This is a genomic window from Idiomarina sp. H2 (assembly GCF_004364275.1).
In the GTDB taxonomy this organism is placed as follows: Bacteria; Pseudomonadota; Gammaproteobacteria; order Enterobacterales; family Alteromonadaceae; genus Idiomarina; species Idiomarina loihiensis.
Window position 1 is genome coordinate 122,260 of sequence record NZ_SNZY01000002.1, and the last position, 13,764, is coordinate 136,023.

At 48.2% G+C, this 13,764-nt stretch carries 12 protein-coding genes; 10 read left to right on the forward strand and 2 right to left on the reverse strand.

The window, feature by feature from the left end; all coding sequences use genetic code 11:
• Window positions 1–23: 23 nt before the first annotated feature.
• The 8 genes from DET62_RS02790 (at window position 24) to DET62_RS02825 (ending at window position 8,837) form a co-directional block, all read left to right on the forward strand.
• A complete protein-coding gene (locus tag DET62_RS02790) occupies window positions 24–2,540 on the forward strand; it encodes an MMPL family transporter (RefSeq protein ID WP_110012982.1) in 2,517 nt (838 codons plus the stop codon).
• Window positions 2,537–3,337, forward strand: coding sequence for an outer membrane lipoprotein-sorting protein (locus tag DET62_RS02795; protein ID WP_011233435.1), 801 nt, complete (start codon window positions 2,537–2,539; stop codon window positions 3,335–3,337). The genes DET62_RS02790 and DET62_RS02795 overlap by 4 nt, the downstream gene beginning before the upstream one ends.
• 2 nt (window positions 3,338–3,339) lie before the next feature.
• Entirely contained in the window at window positions 3,340–4,545 is a 1,206-nt protein-coding gene (locus tag DET62_RS02800; protein WP_110012981.1) for a hypothetical protein, read from the forward strand.
• Window positions 4,546–4,567: 22 nt separating this feature from the next.
• Window positions 4,568–4,786 (forward strand): DUF2892 domain-containing protein, encoded by a 219-nt coding sequence (locus DET62_RS02805; protein WP_110012980.1) that lies wholly within the window; start codon window positions 4,568–4,570, stop codon window positions 4,784–4,786.
• 7 nt (window positions 4,787–4,793) lie between these two features.
• A complete protein-coding gene (locus tag DET62_RS02810; protein WP_011233432.1) occupies window positions 4,794–5,105 on the forward strand; it encodes a metalloregulator ArsR/SmtB family transcription factor in 312 nt (103 codons plus the stop codon).
• A 96-nt stretch (window positions 5,106–5,201) separates the two neighbouring features.
• Window positions 5,202–7,220 (forward strand): TonB-dependent copper receptor, encoded by a 2,019-nt coding sequence (locus DET62_RS02815; protein WP_110012979.1) that lies wholly within the window; start codon window positions 5,202–5,204, stop codon window positions 7,218–7,220.
• A gap of 5 nt (window positions 7,221–7,225) precedes the next feature.
• Entirely contained in the window at window positions 7,226–8,323 is a 1,098-nt protein-coding gene (locus DET62_RS02820; protein ID WP_243734837.1) for an ATP-binding protein, read from the forward strand.
• Entirely contained in the window at window positions 8,316–8,837 is a 522-nt protein-coding gene (locus tag DET62_RS02825) for a response regulator (protein ID WP_110012978.1), read from the forward strand. The genes DET62_RS02820 and DET62_RS02825 overlap by 8 nt, the downstream gene beginning before the upstream one ends.
• A 35-nt stretch (window positions 8,838–8,872) precedes the next feature.
• On the opposite strand, the gene DET62_RS02830 is transcribed toward DET62_RS02825, so the two are convergent.
• Both DET62_RS02830 and DET62_RS02835 read right to left on the reverse strand, forming a co-directional pair.
• Window positions 8,873–9,571, reverse strand: a complete 699-nt coding sequence (locus DET62_RS02830; protein ID WP_110012977.1) for an OmpW family outer membrane protein — start codon at window positions 9,569–9,571, stop codon at window positions 8,873–8,875.
• Between the two features lie 73 nt (window positions 9,572–9,644).
• The gene (locus DET62_RS02835; protein ID WP_110012976.1) at window positions 9,645–10,361 is read right to left on the reverse strand and encodes a YebC/PmpR family DNA-binding transcriptional regulator; all 717 of its coding nucleotides are present in this window, start codon (window positions 10,359–10,361) and stop codon (window positions 9,645–9,647) included.
• 202 nt (window positions 10,362–10,563) lie between these two features.
• Here DET62_RS02835 and DET62_RS02840 point away from each other — a divergent pair, with 202 nt between their 5' ends.
• Window positions 10,564–11,574 carry a 2-oxoglutarate and iron-dependent oxygenase domain-containing protein gene (locus DET62_RS02840; RefSeq protein WP_110012975.1) on the forward strand — a complete coding sequence of 337 codons (1,011 nt, stop codon included), beginning with the start codon at window positions 10,564–10,566 and terminating at the stop codon, window positions 11,572–11,574.
• 286 nt (window positions 11,575–11,860) lie between these two features.
• On the forward strand, window positions 11,861–13,699 hold the full coding sequence (locus DET62_RS02845; protein ID WP_110012974.1) for a S8 family peptidase: 1,839 nt from the start codon (window positions 11,861–11,863) through the stop codon (window positions 13,697–13,699).
• The last annotated feature ends 65 nt before the right edge of the window (window positions 13,700–13,764 follow it).

Below are 13,764 nucleotides of genomic sequence, written 5' to 3' on the forward strand. Positions count from 1 at the left end.
AAATTAGATTATCAAGAAATAATATGATCGATGTTATTATGAAATTAGCAACAGGCTATCGCAGAAGCGTCGTTTGGACGTTGACGCTGATCACTATTGCTGCCGCTGCGTTCATCCCGTCTATTACCATTGATACCGATCCGGAGAACATGCTGCCGGATGACAACCCGCAGCGAGTTTTCCATAATGAGGTAAAAGAAACCTTCGCTATGCATGACATGATTGTCGTTGGCGTAGTGAATAAGAACACCGTCTACAACCAAAAGACTTTAACCGACCTGCATACCATGTCGAATTACGCGGAGTCACTGGACGGAGTTATCAGTGACGACCTGATGTCACTGGCGAATGTCGATAATATTACTCAGGAAGAGCCCGGCACCATTCGTTTTGAATGGATGATGAAACAACCGCCAGAAAGTAACGCGGAAGCGCAATACATCCAGAAACAAGTAAAAGACCTGCCATTGCTTTATAACACCATTGTGTCCGGCGACGACAAGTCTGCCGCTATTTATGTACCCATTGAGAGCAAAGACCAGAGCTATGCTCTGGCGGAGCAACTGCGTGAAAAAATTACCACTTTGGAAACCAGTGATGACTGGCACATTACCGGTTTACCCGTTGCTGAAGACCAGTTTGGCTATGAAATGTTTGTACAAATGGGCATTTCAGCGCCGCTAGCAGCAGCGGTAATTTTCGCTCTGCTTTGGTTTTTCTTCCGCAATGTGCGTTTCATAAGTGCAGCAATGATAGTCGCCATGTCGACAGTGCTTATTACCATGGGAACACTCATTGCTCTGGGGTTTACCGTACACATTATGTCGTCGATGATCGCTATTTTCCTGATGCCTATTGCGGTAGTCGACTCAGTGCACATTATGTCCGAGTTTTCGGACCGATACCGTGAAAAAGGTAATGCAAAAGACACCATAAAAGACGTGCTGAGGCACCTGTTTACACCCATGCTATTTACCTCAATAACCTCGTCTATTGGCTTTTACTCGCTGATGCTAACGCCAATTCCACCGGTGCAGGTGTTCGGCGCTTTCGTTGGCTCCGGAATTCTTTTGGCCTTCTTAATTACGGTGCTTTTCGTGCCTGCCTATATTTGCGCACTGAAACCATCAACGCTGGAAAGCTTTACTCAAGTGACTCATGACGAGCATAAACAAGGTTGGCTGCAAAAAATGGGGGCTACCGCGGCTAGCCACGCCAAATTGTGGATAGCCTTTTTCCTGGCCGTTCTGGCTTTTGCCTGGTTCGGTATTCAGCAAATAAACATTAACGACAACCCGGTGCGTTGGTTTAAACCTGACCACGAGGTTCGTATTGCTGACGAAGTATTAAACGACCACTTTGCCGGGACGTACAACGCGTATGTAGTATTTGAAAATACCTTAGATACGACCGAAAAGGCTCGCTCAGCGGTTCGTGACGCCCTGAATAACGACGCGCTGTCTGAAGAATCCCGCGATGCTATAAGCGCTCTGCTTGAGCAAGAACAAGTGAACTTTAACCAGTGGATTATCGCTATTGATGATCTGCTCTTCAGCGTTGGTTCCGACCAATTAGAGCCGTTAGAGCGCTTAATGACAGAGCTCGAACAGCTGAATAGCGCCAGCAAAGCATTCCAAAGCCCGGAATTACTAGCTTACATAAGCGAGATGCAAGCGTACTTGCAAACGACAGGCTTGGTGGGCAAATCCAACAGCCTGTCCGACGTGGTCAAGACGGTTAACCGTGAATTACGCTCGGGCGAAGAAAAAGACTACGAATTGCCGGACAATGCCAACGGCGTTGCGCAAACCCTGTTGCAGTATCAGTCATCGCACCGTCCGCAGGACCTCTGGCACTTTGTTACGCCGGACTACAAACGCAGTTTAATGTGGTTGCAGTTAACCAGCGGTGACAACCAACACGTAACCCAGGTCGTCAAAGCTGTTGATAGCTATATTCAGGATAATCCTCTGCCTGCAAACACTGAAATGGACTGGGCCGGCAAAGCTTACCTGAACGTCGTGTGGCAGGAAGCCATGGTCGAAGGCATGCTCGACAGCCTAATCAGCGCCTTTGTGGTGGTGTTCATTATGATGGTGCTACTGTTCCGCTCGGTAGTCTTCGGGGTACTGGCGATGTTACCGCTCAGCCTGACCATTGCCTTTATTTATGGCCTTATCGGCTGGGTCGGTAAAGACTACGATATGCCTATTGCCGTGCTGTCATCGCTGACGCTTGGGCTGTCAGTGGACTTTGCTATTCACTTCATTGAACGCACCCGCGCTACATTCAAGCAAACCGGTAACTGGAAAGACACTCTGGTAGTTATGTTTGATGAGCCCGCGCGGGCCATTTCCCGCAATGCCATTGTCATTGCCATTGGCTTTACGCCACTGCTGTTCGCACCGTTAGTGCCCTACATTACCGTAGGCGTATTCTTAGCCAGCATTATGGCCATATCCGCCATAGTGACGCTTATTATGCTCCCGGCGGTAATGACCGTATTTAGCCGCCTTATATTCCGTGGAGACCAATCATGAAACACCTATTTTTAACCGCTTTATCCGCCGCCGTTTTATTCGTTAGCGGCCAGGCTATTAGTGCCGAAAAAAGCGCGCGTGAAATTGTCGAGCAAGCCGAGTTAAACGCCTATTACTCTGGTGATGACGGCCGCAGCGCAGCGCGAATGATCATCACTGATAATCAGGGCCGCGAACAAATGCGTCAATTCACCATTTTGCGCAAAGACCAGGAAGACGGTGGAGTTCAGGACATGATGATATTCTTCTCACGCCCTGCCGATGTGCGTGACACTGTGTTTCGCGTGGTAAAACGAGTCAACGACGACGATGACCGCTGGCTTTATTTACCCGATCTGGATTTGGTTAAACGCATATCAGCAGGCGACAAGCGTACGTCTTTTGTCGGTTCACACTTTTTCTATGAAGACGTTTCCGGTCGCGATACCGCTTTAGACAGCTATGAAGTTCTGTCGGAGGACGATGCAAAGTACGTGCTAAAAGGCACACCTAAAGACTCTGACAAGGTTGAGTTTAGCTACTACGAAGTGGTCATTGATAAAGAGCACATGCTGCCAGTAGAAAGCACCTTCTATAACGACAGCGGCGAAGCTTATCGCAAAATGGAAGTACTAGAAATTGAAACGGTTCAAGGCTACCCAACAGTGACTCATTCACGAATATCGGATCTTGAAAATGGCGGTAAAACCGACATGCAATTCCGCTTTATGCAATACGACATTGGCTTACCGGACAGTATTTTCAGTGAGCGCAGCTTACGTAACCCTCCGGCAGAATGGTTACAACTGAGAGACTAATTATGCCATACCGGAAAATTTTAGCGTTTACTGTTCTTTTCACTTTGGCTCAGGCCGCATCGGCACAGGACTCCTGGGGGGATGACGAATGGGAAAGTGACTGGGGAACGGAACAAGACCAGGGTATTGATGTCTATGGTTATGTTGAGGCGGCAATAGGCGGACGATTTGAATCCTCCCCCTATCACAAGCGTCTGTCTATTGCTGAGCCTCGACTACAGTTGGGTTTTGACGAACGCTGGCAAGATATTGCCTGGACAGCAAAAGCCGACGGCTGGTACGACGGCTTTGATGAAACCTGGCACGGTCAAATTCGCGAACTTAATGCTCAGTTTACGGTTTTCGATAACACCGATATAAAAGTTGGCCGTCAGGTACTCACCTGGGGCACCGGCGACTACTTATTCCTTAACGATCTGTTCCCTAAAGACTGGCAGTCCTTCTTTGTCGGACGTGACCAGGAATACTTGAAGGCGCCATCTGACGCACTGCGTATCACCAGCTACTTCGACTGGTTCAATGTCGACTTTGTCTGGTCTCCTGAGTTTGACCCCGACAATTACATTCGCGGTGAACGCATTTCTTATTTTAATCCGCTAACCCAGCAGTTAACCGGCGACGATCCGTCCATTCAGTTTGTTGAGCCCACGCGCGATGAGTACGCTTTGCGCTTGTTCCGTAATCACGAAGGTGTGGAATACGCCGTCTATGGTTACGACGGCTTTACCAAAAGCCCGGAGGCAGTGACTGACAACTTCCAACCCACCTTCGGCCGCTTAACTGTGGTTGGCGCCTCCGTTAGGATGCCTCTGGGACCAGGACTGGTGAATACCGAAGTCGCCAATTACAACCGTCATGATGCAGAAGATCATTGGCGCGCACTGGTTGGCTACGAGCAAGAATTATGGACGCGCTTTACCGGCGGCTTTCAGGCTTACGTAGAGAAAGGCGACAACCAAACACGCACCGTATTCACCACCCGTCTAACCTGGCGCGACGAGCGTGATGATCTGAATCTGTCGTTGTTTGCTTTTGTATCACCGAATCAAAGCGACGGCTACTTACGGCCGACTTTTGACTACCGCATTGACGATAACTGGTCATTAAGCGGCGGCTTCAACCTATTTTTCCGCGAACGTCCAGAGACTTTTTTTGGCCAGTTCACCGAAAACAACAACGCGTATCTGCGTATGCGGTATGCGTTTTAATAGAAAAACTAGGAGTTCGATAATGAGTGTAGAAAGAGCTATAACCGCATTTGCAGGCTTTATGGTATTGTTATCGTTAGCTTTGACTTATTGGGTTCACCCCAACTGGGTATGGCTGACCGTATTTATTGGCGCCAATCTATTTCAACAATCTTTCACGGGTTTTTGTCCGGCAGGCATTTTTATGAAAAAAGCGTTAGGATTAAAAACAGAGCGTGAGTTAGAAAAATCAGGAAAATAACGACACCATGAGTGCAACTGAATCACAAGAGATGCATCAGGAAGAGGCGCAGAATGCAGCAAGCTTTCTGCGCTCTTTAGGTAACCCCCACCGTTTACAAATTTTATGCCGACTGGCTTTAGGTGAACAAAGTGTGGGTCAACTTCATCAGTTTTTTGACTTAAGCCCGTCAGCTTTTTCACAACACCTTGCGGTATTGCGTCAACAGCAATTGGTCAGCATTCGTAAAGAGTCGCAAACCGTGTACTACTCCATAAAAGACCCGGATACCGAAGCTTTTATGACGTTATTGAAAGATAAATTCTGCCCTTCGCTTTAAGTGGTACTACTAAAGGGATGCTACCTTTTGTCGCATCCTAACCACCTAAAAAATAGAGAATAATAGCGACATTACCTTATTAAAGGACAATGTCGTATGAAAGCTATTTATCCTCTGGCAACTTGCTTACTCTTGCCAATTATCAGTTACGCTAACGAAACCACCGATATTCAGGAAAGAATTGTCATTATTGGCGAATCGATGCAGTCGCCCAGTGAATGGGTAGTCGATTCGAAACAACCCAGACAACCGCTGCCTGCTCACGATGCCGGTGATTTTTTAAAAAGCCTTGCTGGATTTAGTGCAACCCGCAAAGGCGGAGCCTCTGCTGACCCTTTATTCCGCGGCATGGGAGCAGGCAGACTGACCATAGTTAATGACGGGCAAATGCTGCAGGGTGGGTGTAGCAGCCGCATGGATCCGCCAACGGCGTACATAACCCCACAAAGTTATGACAGCGTGACGATTGTTAAGGGCCCACAAACCGTATTGTTCGCCGGTTCAGCAGCATCTATCCATTTTGAGCGAGAAGCAACATTCTTTGAAGTACCCGAGTTTACCGGTTACTTAAATGCCACCACAGCGCAGTACGGCCGCCTGAATACCACCGCTGATTTAACCTGGGGAGCGCAACCAGGCTATGTACGCGTGAACGCATCTGCCGCAACCGCCGATGACTACGAAGATGGCTCGGGTAATAGCATTAACAGCCAGTATGAACGCTGGAGTGGCGATGTTGACCTTGCCTGGACACCCTCACGGCAGCATCGTCTGATACTCAAGCTTGGCGTTAGCGATGGCGAGGCAGCCTACGCCGATCGCAGTATGGATGGGGTGCTCTTTGACCGTAAAAGCGTCGCGCTGAATTACCAATGGCAACCTGAGAACCGTTCGCTCGAAGAACTTTCTGTTAATACCTATTTCAATACCATTGACCACGTTATGGACAACTATTCTTTGCGCGAGTTTACCCCGTCGATGATGATGCCCAACCCAACCGCCAGTAACCCGGATAGATATTCCCGTGGTTTTAAACTTGCCTCCGAATGGCAGTTAAACCCTTCCGGGCAACTCAAAACTGGGCTTGAACATAATGAGTCAGCTCACCGTAACCGTTCCAGCAAAGATCAGTTGAACCAACCATTTGAAAGCCTTAACCGGGTTGATGACGCTTTTATTGAGCAAGATGGCATTTATGCAGAATACCGCCATGCTATCGACCAGGAATGGCAGTTAGTCAGCGGTTATCGGCTTGATCACTGGAAAATGACAGACAAGCGCACCACCATTACGCCAATGTCAGCTCCGGCTCAATCCAACCCCACGGCGAATGAAACACGCAGTGAGAACCTTCATAGCGGGTTTCTTCGTATAGAAAAACAGCTTAAAAATGGTTATTGGTATGCGGGTTGGGGTCAGGCGGAGCGGTTCCCGGACTACTGGGAGGCCATTGGTAACAGCCGCCAGTCACCAACGTCAAAATCGGCTTTTTACACCGACGCAGAGACCAACCAACAATGGGATATTGGTCTCGATATAAACACCGATAAATGGCGACTGGACGCGTCCATTTTCTACAGTCGGGTCGATGACTTTATTCTTTTGCAAAAAGGCATGATGATGCAGCCGGATACCGTCCGTAATATTAATGCCCGAACCTGGGGCGGGGAAACAACCTTAAGTTACCAACTGACCCAAGCCTGGTCGGTGTCATCAGCACTGGCCATAACCCGCGGAAGTAATAAAACCGATGATAACTATCTGCCGCAGCAACCTGCTGATGAACTGCGTATTGCCACTGATTACCGCCACAACGCACTGACTTACTCTTTGCTCTGGCGCCTGGTGGATAAACAAGAGCGCACAGCAGTGAATCAGGGCAATGTCATTGGCTATGATATCGGTAATAGCCCGGGTTATGGTGTTTTATCGGCAAATATCGACTGGAAAATTGATCCAAAGTGGCAGCTAAGTTTAGGAGTCGATAATATACTGGATAAAACCTATGCAGAGCACTTGAGTCGCTCCGCCGCCAGCATTTCCGGATACCAGCAAATTGACAAAGTTAATGAGCCGGGTCGTACTGTCTGGCTGCAGACCAACTACCACTTTTAAGCCCGATGCTGACATTACTGACCTATAAATTTATTACTCATAGAGCCTGGCCATTGTGCTTAGCCTTATGTCTGGACATAGTACTGGGCAACCTCTGGGTTGCCTTTAATGGTGGTATCAGTAATCCGTTCACTTCGTTATTACTGATATTTATCGTCATCGCGTTTTTATTGTTACCACCAACTTTTGCTTTGATTGTGGTGTTGATAAGCATTCTGGGGCAGGTTGCGCAAATAGGCTTACCTTCACTTTTGCCCGGACAGCAAAGTCACACCGCCCATGCCTTAAGCGACGAGATGCTGAAACACGCCATGGGTATGGTCAGCGGTTTTGTGATTGCAGCGGCTATTATTGCTTTATCAATGTACTACCTAAAGCGGCAATGGTTTCAGTCAGAAAAAGCATTACAGAATGCACGTGAACGCCAGCTGCGCGACGAACAGCTTTTGACCATAGGTGCAGCCGCAGCTCAGTTAACTCATGACGTTGCCACTCCTGTGCAGTCGTTACGGTTACTCAACGAAGAACTTCAGGAATGCGATATTGAGCTGTCACTAAAACAAGAGTTTAGTGAGCACCTGGGCAAAGTTGAAGCAAGCCTTGAACAATGGCGGGACGCAGCTGAGGACGTGCGCACCAGGCGCCAGCACAATTACACTATCGGGGAAATTATTACTCAGTTACGTCAGCTTCTGCGAATTGCCCGACCCGATGCTCAGGTCAACTGGCAATGCCCCGAACGCTTTAAAACCGCCATTATTAGCGCCGACCGCACCCTGTTCCCAGCTATCGCTAACCTGGTCATTAATGCTATTAGCGCTGGCGAGCGCAGTCATCAGTTGGTCGTATCCGTGCAACTCAACCTGACGTTAGTTGATGCGAATCCTCAGCTCACCATCCACATTCTCGATAATGGTGATGGGTTAAGCCAGGCGCAACAACGAAAAATAGGCAAATCAATGACCTTAAGTGAAAATGGTATGGGTATTGGCGCGGTTATCAGCCATGCCACACTTGAACGGCTTGGTGGTCAGGTCAGCTGGCAATCCACTTCCGAGGGCACGCTCACGTTGGTTCTTTTACCGGTAACAGCCTATGAATAAATTCCGGCTGCTTATTATTGATGACGATGAGGGTTTCTGCGGCATTTTGCAACGGCGTCTGGAGCATCATGGTGTTTTGGTGCAAATGGCACACTCGGGTCATCAGGCACTAGCGCTAGAAGGTCATTTTGACGGTATTCTGCTGGATATGATGCTGGGCGACGACAATGGATTGGCACTTATTCAACCACTCAAAGAACGCTACTCTCCCTGTCACTTAGTGGTACTAACCGGCTACGCGAGTATTGCAACAACCGTAGAGGCGATGAAGCGCGGCGCAACGGACTACCTAACGAAACCCGTGGGTACCAGTGAATTACTACGTCGCTTTACTAATGAGAAACTGGAGTTAGAAGACGCTTCGGTAAACCGTTTAACGCCAACTCAAATTGAGTGGGAGCATATTCAAAGAGTGCTTACCGATAATCAGGGGAATGTTTCTAAGACAGCACGAGAACTGGGAATGCATCGGCGTACGTTACAGCGCAAATTGTCGAAACGCTCGCCACATTAAAAATGCGCCGCCCGGGGACGAGCGGCGCAAAGGCTTTAGAAGTTATAGCGAACACCGGCCATAGCAACGTAAGGGTCGATATCAACATCAACACTTTCAATGGTATTACCGTTCACACGAACATCACCCGTGGTATCGATATCCATGCGGCTGACCATGAAGTGAAGACCCCAATTTTCACTCAAATCGACATTTACACCAGCTTGCAGAGCATAGCCCCAGCTGTTTTTCAGCGCTAAAGAGACATCGTCATTGTCGGTAACAACACCCAGGTCGCCTAACGTTGAGCGGAACTGCGGGTCGACTTGCTCATCAAAGAAAGCGGTGTAGTTAACACCAATACCGACGAAAGGTTTAAACATTTCACTGTCGATATCAAAATGATATTGCGCCAGCAAGGTTGGTGGCAAATGCTTGGTTTTACCTATTTTCAGCCCAGCCAACGAACCTGTTGCCGTAATATCATGGCTGAACGGTGTTGCTGCAACCAGTTCAAGCGTCCAGTTTTCAGTTAACTTATAATCAAAAGTTAAACCTAACTGAGTATTCGTGTTTACACCAACGCCAGTACTGTTCTCTGGTAAACCAGCTACTGACTCAACAACGTTCAAGTGACTACTGCTGTCATCAGGCATGACAGAGATGGCACCAACGTTGATAGAAAAATCATTTGCTAATGCAGAAGTGCTTAGCAAGCCTAACAATACACCGCACGATAATGCTTTAAGCTTCATGGGGAACTCCTTGTTAATGAAGACCCCTGAAGTTTATAAGGTTTACTGAATAACCGAGTTGATCTGCATCAACCTAGTGTTCGGCATTATGGTAAATGTTTTGAACGTCATCCAAATCGTTCAGCATATCCATCAAACGTTCAAACATTGGTAAATCATCTTCAGCTATGCTGGTCGTTACCTGAGGTAAAAACTGAATTTCGTCGGCTTCAAAATCAATATCAGGAAACGCATGAGTTAAGGCCTGACGGGCTGCCGCGTACTCAGTATTTGGCGCAAATACGGTAACCAGACCATCTTCGAATTCGACGTCGGTAACATCAACATCAGCTTCCATCATGGCTTCCAGCACTTCGTCTTCACTGTCATGCCGGAAGGCAAAAATCGCACAGTGGTCAAATGAATGCGCAACGCTGCCCTGAGCACCAATTTTTGATTTACTTTTGGTAAAGCAGTTACGGACATCGCCGAAGGTGCGGTTCGGGTTATCGGTTAAGCATTCGACAATGACCATACAGTTGCTGGGCCCATAACCTTCGTAACGCGCCGGAGAAAAATCTTCTCCTGCTCCGCCCTGCGCCTTGTCTATTGCTTTTTCAATAACGTGAGCAGGAACCTGATCTTTTTTCGCCCGATCTATTAAGCCTCGAAGCGCGAGATTGCCATCAGGATCTCCACCACCTTGCTTGGCGCAAACGTAAATTTCACGACCATAACGGCTATAGACTTTGCTCTTTGCATTCGCCGTTTTAGCAATTGAATCTTTTCGGTTTTGATAGGCGCGACCCATTCTGAATTTCTCACTGTTTAATTAAAGACCCAAAGATTTTACACAGGCAGCTGTTACTGGTCGAGTACTAGCAGAAATAAGTACCGGCTTAATTGCAGATTATTGATATAGCCAAGCTGTCTACCATAGAAGATTTTGATTCTTCAGTTAATGCTACATGGCAACGTAAACTTAGCGGCAGAAACAAACTGTTGAGTCAATTATGCAAAGCCCGATACCTGTATTATCCATGCGAAAACTTTATCTCAGTGCCTCTGATCGCCAGCAATTCATTGCTGACCTTGGTAGAGCTGCGCGTGATGTTGGCTTCTTCTACCTGGAAGACCACGGTATTTCACTGGCAGAGCAGGTTAAGGTACTGGATACCGCTAAAAGCTTTTTTGCACTCAGTGATGCAGAAAAGAAACAGGTGCAGATGATTCATTCACCGCATTTTCGTGGCTACTCAGCAAACTATTCCGAGTTAACAGCAGGCCGGCGGGATCGTCGTGAACAATTTGATATCATGGACGAATTGCCTGCTCTGTCTGCATCCGCTATACACCATGAGTGGCAAAAACTCATAGGCCCTAACCAGTGGCCTCGGCAATTGCCTGCCATAAAAAGCCAGTTGTTGTCCTGGCAGGACAAGCTAACCGAAGTGTCTCTGCAGCTTTTGGCGGCGTTATGCGAAAGCCTGGAGCAACCGGCTGACGCATTGGCTGAAACCATCAGCAACGGTCCTTACCGTCATACTAAGCTTATTAAATACCCCGGCAGCCCAGAAGCCTCTGGTCAGGGTGTTGGTGCGCATAAGGATCCGGGCTACCTCACCTTAGTTCTGCAAGACGAAAACAGCGGACTGGAAGTGGAGTACGAGCAACAATGGTACAAGGTGGCTCCGCGCCCCGGCGCTTTTGTGGTAAATATCGGCGAATTACTGGAGCTGGCGTCTAATGGCTATTTAAAAGCGACTAACCATCGTGTTAGCAGCCCTAAAACTGGGGTTACTCGTTATTCGTCGGCATTCTTCATGGCCGCTCAGCTGAATGCTTCGGTACCGGTGTTAAAACTCCCTTCCCATTTAGCAAAACACGCGAAGGGGCCAACCAGTGATCCGGGCAACCCCTTGCTGCATAACGTTGGCGAAAACGTGATGAAAGGCAGAAAGCGCTCCCACCCGGACGTATCAGCGCGTTTTTACGCGTCAGAAGAAAAATGCAGCTCCTGTTAATCAAGTCTTGCTATAAAAATATAACAAAACGATATAAGTAAAGTTGTGTAAATCATTCGTCATTTTTAAAAATGACGTCAACTTACGTGAACGTTGACTTTCAAGACGTTAACATGGGGTAACAACCCCTCAAATATTATAGCATTAATTATATTTCCACACTGTTGGCAAGGTTTACTTCTCAAGCATTCTCTACAGAATCTACTTATGTAACATAACGTTACGTATCTAGTGATGCTGTTTATCACTAATTTTAAATTCACAGAAAAACAACAAAGAGAATCTTATGATGACAAAAAATAAACAGCATAAGACGTTAATTGCTATCGCACTGTCAGGCTTGTTAGCTGGCACCAGCGTAGCAGCTGAAACCTTATCGCAGAACGGATCTGATAACGGCAACAATGGCGCAAAGCCATCACTGAAAGAGCGGTCAAATGGACCAGCAACCAGCTTTATCGTAAAGCTCAAGGATGGCTCTCAAGTTGTGCAACAAATGCAACAACAGTCGTCAGAACACCCTTCATCAAATGCTGCGGCTGTCGCCCAACAGATGCGTGGTTTTACATCGGTGCTTTCTAAGCGCACCGGCAAAAGTGTCGCCTTTGAGCGTTCAATGGCTCTGCAACAACATTTCGTAGTAAAAGCACAAGGCCGACTGAGCCCCGAAGAAACGAAAGAATACCTTCAGTCACTTAAAGCAGATAGCGACGTTGAATTTGTAGAGGAAAACAAAATCCTCCGCCACTTTGCCACACCAAATGATCCTAACTATGACGACCAGTGGCATTATTATGAAAGCGTTGGTGGACTGAATGTCCCAACAGCGTGGGACTCCGTCGATGGCAGTGGCGTTGTTGTAGCCGTACTCGATACTGGTTATCGCCCACACTCTGACCTGGTCGGCAATATTTTACCCGGCTACGACATGATTTCAGACAGTTTTATCGGTAATGACGGCGATGGCCGCGACAGCGACGCACAAGATCCGGGCGACTGGGTCAGTGCAGGAGCCTGTGGTAATGGCTACCCGGCTCAGGACCAAAACTCGAGCTGGCATGGTACTCACGTTGCCGGAACCATTGCCGCTGAAACAAATAACTCCAGCGGTGTCGCTGGCGTCGCCTATGGCGCACAAATTGTACCCGTACGTGTTCTGGGTCGCTGCGGCGGAACCACAGCCGATATTGCGGACGGTATTGTCTGGGCATCAGGCGGTTCAGTTCCGGGAACAAGCCCTAATGCTAACCCTGCCGATGTCTTAAACATGAGCCTGGGTGGCAGCGGTACTTGCTCGACTACAACACAGAACGCGATCAACACCGCTCGCAATAATGGAGCGACAGTAGTCGTGGCTTCCGGTAACAGCAACGACAATTCAACCAACTACAACCCGGGCAACTGTAACGGTGTTGTTAACGTAGCTTCTACTGATCGTAACGGCGATCGCGCTTACTACTCAAACTACGGTTCGAATGTCGATGTTGCGGCACCAGGTGGTGCAATGCAAAGCGCTAACGACCCTAATGGTGTGCTATCTACTTACAACACAGGCACTTCAACACCAGGCTCTGATAGCTACGGCTACAGCCAGGGTACTTCAATGGCAGCACCTCACGTAGCAGGCGCGGCCGCTTTAATTAAAGCAGCTGATCCGGCAGCAACACCAGATGACATTGAACAGATTCTGCGTAACTCAGCCCGCTCTTTCCCGGGTAGTTGCAACGGTTGTGGTACTGGTATCGTCGATGCCGCGGCTGCCGTAACACTGGCTTCCGGTGGCGGAAACGGCGGTGACAATGGCGGCGACGACGGCTCATCTGGCGGCGGTGGCACTGTTGATAACTTATCAGCGTCAACTAATGAGTGGAATCGCTTCTATCTCGATGTTCCAGCTGGCATGTCAACATTAACAGTCACTATTACTGGTGGCAGTGGCGATGCGGATCTTTATCTGCGTCAGGGCAGTGAACCGACTCAGTCAAGCTGGGACTGCCGTCCTTATAATGCAGGAAATGAAGAAGTCTGCACTATCGACAACCCTCAGGAAGGCCGCTGGCACATTGGTGTCTTTGCCTACAGCGCATATTCAGGCGTCGATCTTGAAGCACGCTATGAACCTTAATTAACCGCTAGGTATAATTGAGCATAGAAAAGGGCACCAATTGGTGCCCTTTATACGTTAAAACG

Coding starts and splice junctions, on each gene's coding strand:
- DET62_RS02790 (WP_110012982.1), top strand. CDS start 24: ATGATCGATGTTATTATGAAATTAGCAACAGGCTATCGCAGAAGCGTC.
- DET62_RS02795 (WP_011233435.1), top strand. CDS start 2,537: ATGAAACACCTATTTTTAACCGCTTTATCCGCCGCCGTTTTATTCGTT.
- DET62_RS02800 (WP_110012981.1), top strand. CDS start 3,340: ATGCCATACCGGAAAATTTTAGCGTTTACTGTTCTTTTCACTTTGGCT.
- DET62_RS02805 (WP_110012980.1), top strand. CDS start 4,568: ATGAGTGTAGAAAGAGCTATAACCGCATTTGCAGGCTTTATGGTATTG.
- DET62_RS02810 (WP_011233432.1), top strand. CDS start 4,794: ATGAGTGCAACTGAATCACAAGAGATGCATCAGGAAGAGGCGCAGAAT.
- DET62_RS02815 (WP_110012979.1), top strand. CDS start 5,202: ATGAAAGCTATTTATCCTCTGGCAACTTGCTTACTCTTGCCAATTATC.
- DET62_RS02820 (WP_243734837.1), top strand. CDS start 7,226: ATGCTGACATTACTGACCTATAAATTTATTACTCATAGAGCCTGGCCA.
- DET62_RS02825 (WP_110012978.1), top strand. CDS start 8,316: ATGAATAAATTCCGGCTGCTTATTATTGATGACGATGAGGGTTTCTGC.
- DET62_RS02830 (WP_110012977.1), bottom strand. CDS start 9,571: ATGAAGCTTAAAGCATTATCGTGCGGTGTATTGTTAGGCTTGCTAAGC.
- DET62_RS02835 (WP_110012976.1), bottom strand. CDS start 10,361: ATGGGTCGCGCCTATCAAAACCGAAAAGATTCAATTGCTAAAACGGCG.
- DET62_RS02840 (WP_110012975.1), top strand. CDS start 10,564: ATGCAAAGCCCGATACCTGTATTATCCATGCGAAAACTTTATCTCAGT.
- DET62_RS02845 (WP_110012974.1), top strand. CDS start 11,861: ATGATGACAAAAAATAAACAGCATAAGACGTTAATTGCTATCGCACTG.